Below are 3,447 nucleotides of genomic sequence, written 5' to 3' on the forward strand. Positions count from 1 at the left end.
AGGATCACGATATATTGAAGCTTGCCAACGCAAGATTAGAAAATATTACACTACCGGCCGAAAATTTTGCGACAGAACCTTCGCGATGGCCGTATTCTTACCTCTGAGTGCCAAGCGACAACTAGAGCGCAAGATCGACAACCTTGCGCTTCAGATCGGCGATATATTCGGCAAGCGACAGTGGCGAGCCAGTCGCCTGTTCCAGCAACTCGCTCGGTGTTCGCGACCGCCCATATTGATGAACGTTCTCGTTCAGCCAAGTCTTCAAAGGGGCATAGTCGCCTTTGTCCAACCCCTCTTTCACCGCAGGAACAGCCTTTGCACTGGCGAAGAATTGCGAGGACATGATGTTGCCGATCGTATAAGTCGGGAAAGATCCCACCATACCCGACGACCAATGCACGTCCTGAAGCACGCCAAGCGTATCGCTTGGAACCTCGAGGCCAAGATAGGACCGCATCTTGTCTCGCCAGATGGCGGGCAAATCACTTACCCGGATTTCTCCGGCGATGAGCCCCGCTTCGATCTCCGAGCGCATCATGATGTGGAGATCATAGGTGAGTTCATCTGCCTCGACCCGAATCAGGCTGGGACGCGGTGCGTTGACCACACGCCAGAGATCCTCGACCGAAACATCGGCTAGTTGTTCGGGAAAGAAGCTGCGCAGTTCGTCGAAGTGAATCTCCCAGAAACGGCGAGAGCGGCCAACGCGGTTTTCCCAGAGTCTCGACTGGGACTCGTGTGTGCCGAAGCTGCTACCGCCGACTGCATAGAGGTTGATGAAATCGGTTGTGAATGTGGACCTGGTAAAGCGCTCGGCTATCCCTTGCTCATACATTCCGTGACCAGCTTCATGCCAAACGGCAAAAAGCCCGCCCGGAAGCCAGTCTTCGCGAAACCGGCCAGTGATACGAACATCCGCGCTGGTGAAGGAGATTTCGAACGGATGAACCGTGTCGTCCAGGCGTCCCCTGTTGAAATCGTAGCCGAAACGCTCGCAAATCATCCTGGAAAACGCTCGCTGACGTTCGATCGGGTAGGCGCGGTCAAGAATTTCCGTTCGCACTGGCCGCACTTGCCTCGCTTCGGCGAGCAGCGGAACGAGCGATTTTTGCAGATCGCCATACAATTCACGCAACCTTGCCCAGGTCATTTCCGGCTCATAAGTCGAAACCAGTGCATCATAGGGATGCGCATTATAGCCAATCGCCGACGCGATCTCGCGCTGCATCTCCATCGAACGTTCAAGCCACGGAGCAAAGGCGGCGAAACTATCGACACTGCGCGCGTGTTTCCAGGCCGCCTGCGCATTGGTCTTGAGTTCGGCAGCGGCCGATACAAGCCTTGCCGGGATTCGCGATAGCACCCCGATGGATACCGCCGCCTGCTCGACCGCAGCGCGCTTCAAACGATCGCTGCTTGTATCGGCGCGTGCGCTTTCAATTGCTTTCATGATCCGGTCACCGGTCGCGATATCGCGAGCAAGACCGACAAGAGTCGCGATCTGCTTGCCGCGTGCGTCGACACCTCCAGGCGGCATCATTGTGCGGGAATCCCAAGTCAACAGATTAACTGCGCACAGGATATCGTTGACCTTGGCGACTTCGCTTTCAAAGGCGGTAAAGCTCATCTGGGGGTTCCTCGAGTTCGATTATGAATCAGTGCAATCAAACCGCATCCGCGAGTGCCGATGGCGTGGCGCCAAAATCGACAAGATGGCAGGCGGCGCTGTGTGCTGAAGCCCGCCTGGTCAGTGCCGGCCTTTCGACCCGGCAGCGGTCGAATACATGCGGACAGCGACTCGCGAATGGGCAACCGGGCGGCACATTGAGCGGGCTTGGCAATTCACCGCGTGCCGCAACGACCCTCGATCGCTGGGTCGGGTCAAGTTCGGGCGCTGCATCGAGCAGCGCTTTTGAATACGGGTGGCGAGGCGCGGCAAACAGGCTTTCCGACGGTGCTATTTCCATAATCTGCCCGAGATACATAACTGCAACGCGATGCGAAATATGACGCACCAGCCGCAAATCATGTGCGACGAAAATCAGCGTAAGGTGCAACTCCTCCTGCAGCCGTAACAGCAGATTGATGACCTGCGCCTGAACGGACACATCGAGAGCCGAGACGAGTTCATCCGCCACAATGACATCGGGTTCCACTGCGAGGGCGCGGGCGATGCCGATGCGCTGACGCTGACCTCCGGAAAACTCATGCGGATAGCGAGATACCGCGTCGTGGGGCAGCCGCACGAGATCGAGAAGTTCGGTAATGCGAGCCGGAATATCCCCGTTGGGACGCATATGATGCACCGACAGAGCTTCGTGCAGGACTTGCTTGACTGTCATCCGTGGATTGAGCGAGCCGTACGGGTCCTGGAATATCATTTGCACACGCTTGTTGAAGGCGCGGCGCTCGGCAGAGCGCAGCGTTGAGATGTCTCTGCCCTCAAAACGGATAGCGCCGCCATCCGGATCCAGCAAACGCACCAGGCACCGCGCCAAAGTGGATTTGCCACAACCGGATTCGCCAACGATACCAAGCGTCTCGCCACGATGTACCTCGAAGCTGACATTGCTCAGCGCATGGACTGCCAATCGCGGCTCGCCGGCAAAGCGCTGCATCAGAGAATACGAAGCGCCAAATTGCTTGGAGACGTCATCGACGCAGATAATTGGAACAGCACTCAAAGGATATCCCCCGTGGCCGCTACACGATCATGATGGAAACAGGCGACCTTTCGGTCAGTACCAAGCGATTGGAGTGGTGGCCGCTCCCTTTTGCATTTATCGGTTACAAAACTGCAACGCGGATGGAATGCGCATCCTGCAGGAAGATCCGTCAGGCCCGGTGGCGTCCCCTCGATCGATGAAAGCATTGTGCGCACAGCGCCGGCACGCGGCACCGATCCAAGCAAACCTCGCGTATACGGATGGCGGGGCTGGCCAAACACATCGATCACAGTTCCCATCTCAACGATTCGTCCGGCATACATCACCGCCATGCGATCGCACGTCCCGGCAATGACACCAAGATCATGGGTAACGAGCACAACGCTCATCGCCAGTCTGTCGCGCAGGTCGAGCAGCAATTTGAGGATCTGGTCTTGGATGGTGACGTCGAGCGCGGTGGTTGGTTCGTCGGCTAGAAGCAGCTTTGGCGAACAGGCCAGCGCGATGGCGATCATGGCGCGTTGACGCATACCGCCGGAAAACTGGTGCGGATATTCGTTGAGCCGCCGTTCCGCCGCCGGTATGCCGACGATATTCATCAACTCCAGCGCGCGTGCCCGCCGTTCGCGCGCATTCAGCCGCGTATGTGCAACGAGATTTTCCTCGAGTTGCAGCCCGACAGGCAGCACCGGATTGAGCGCGGTCATCGGCTCCTGAAAAATCATCGCGATTTCACTGCCGCGGATGCGCCGCAGCTCTTCGGCCGGCATGGCGACCA

The 3,447-nt window shown here is 57.6% G+C and carries 3 protein-coding genes; all 3 read right to left on the reverse strand.

Annotated features, from left to right (window positions below):
• Nucleotides 1-121 precede the first annotated feature (121 nt).
• Entirely contained in the window at nucleotides 122-1,630 is a 1,509-nt protein-coding gene (locus AAAB35_RS23765) for a carboxypeptidase M32 (RefSeq protein ID WP_340670757.1), read from the reverse strand.
• A 37-nt stretch (nucleotides 1,631-1,667) separates the two neighbouring features.
• Nucleotides 1,668-2,621 carry an ABC transporter ATP-binding protein gene (locus AAAB35_RS23770; protein WP_340670759.1) on the reverse strand — a complete coding sequence of 318 codons (954 nt, stop codon included), beginning with the start codon at nucleotides 2,619-2,621 and terminating at the stop codon, nucleotides 1,668-1,670.
• A gap of 62 nt (nucleotides 2,622-2,683) precedes the next feature.
• A partial coding sequence (locus tag AAAB35_RS23775) for an ABC transporter ATP-binding protein (protein ID WP_340670758.1) occupies nucleotides 2,684-3,447 on the reverse strand: 764 nt, incomplete at its 5' end.

The sequence above is a fragment of the Phyllobacterium sp. genome (assembly GCF_037994425.1).
In the GTDB taxonomy this organism is placed as follows: domain Bacteria; phylum Pseudomonadota; class Alphaproteobacteria; order Rhizobiales; family Rhizobiaceae; genus Phyllobacterium.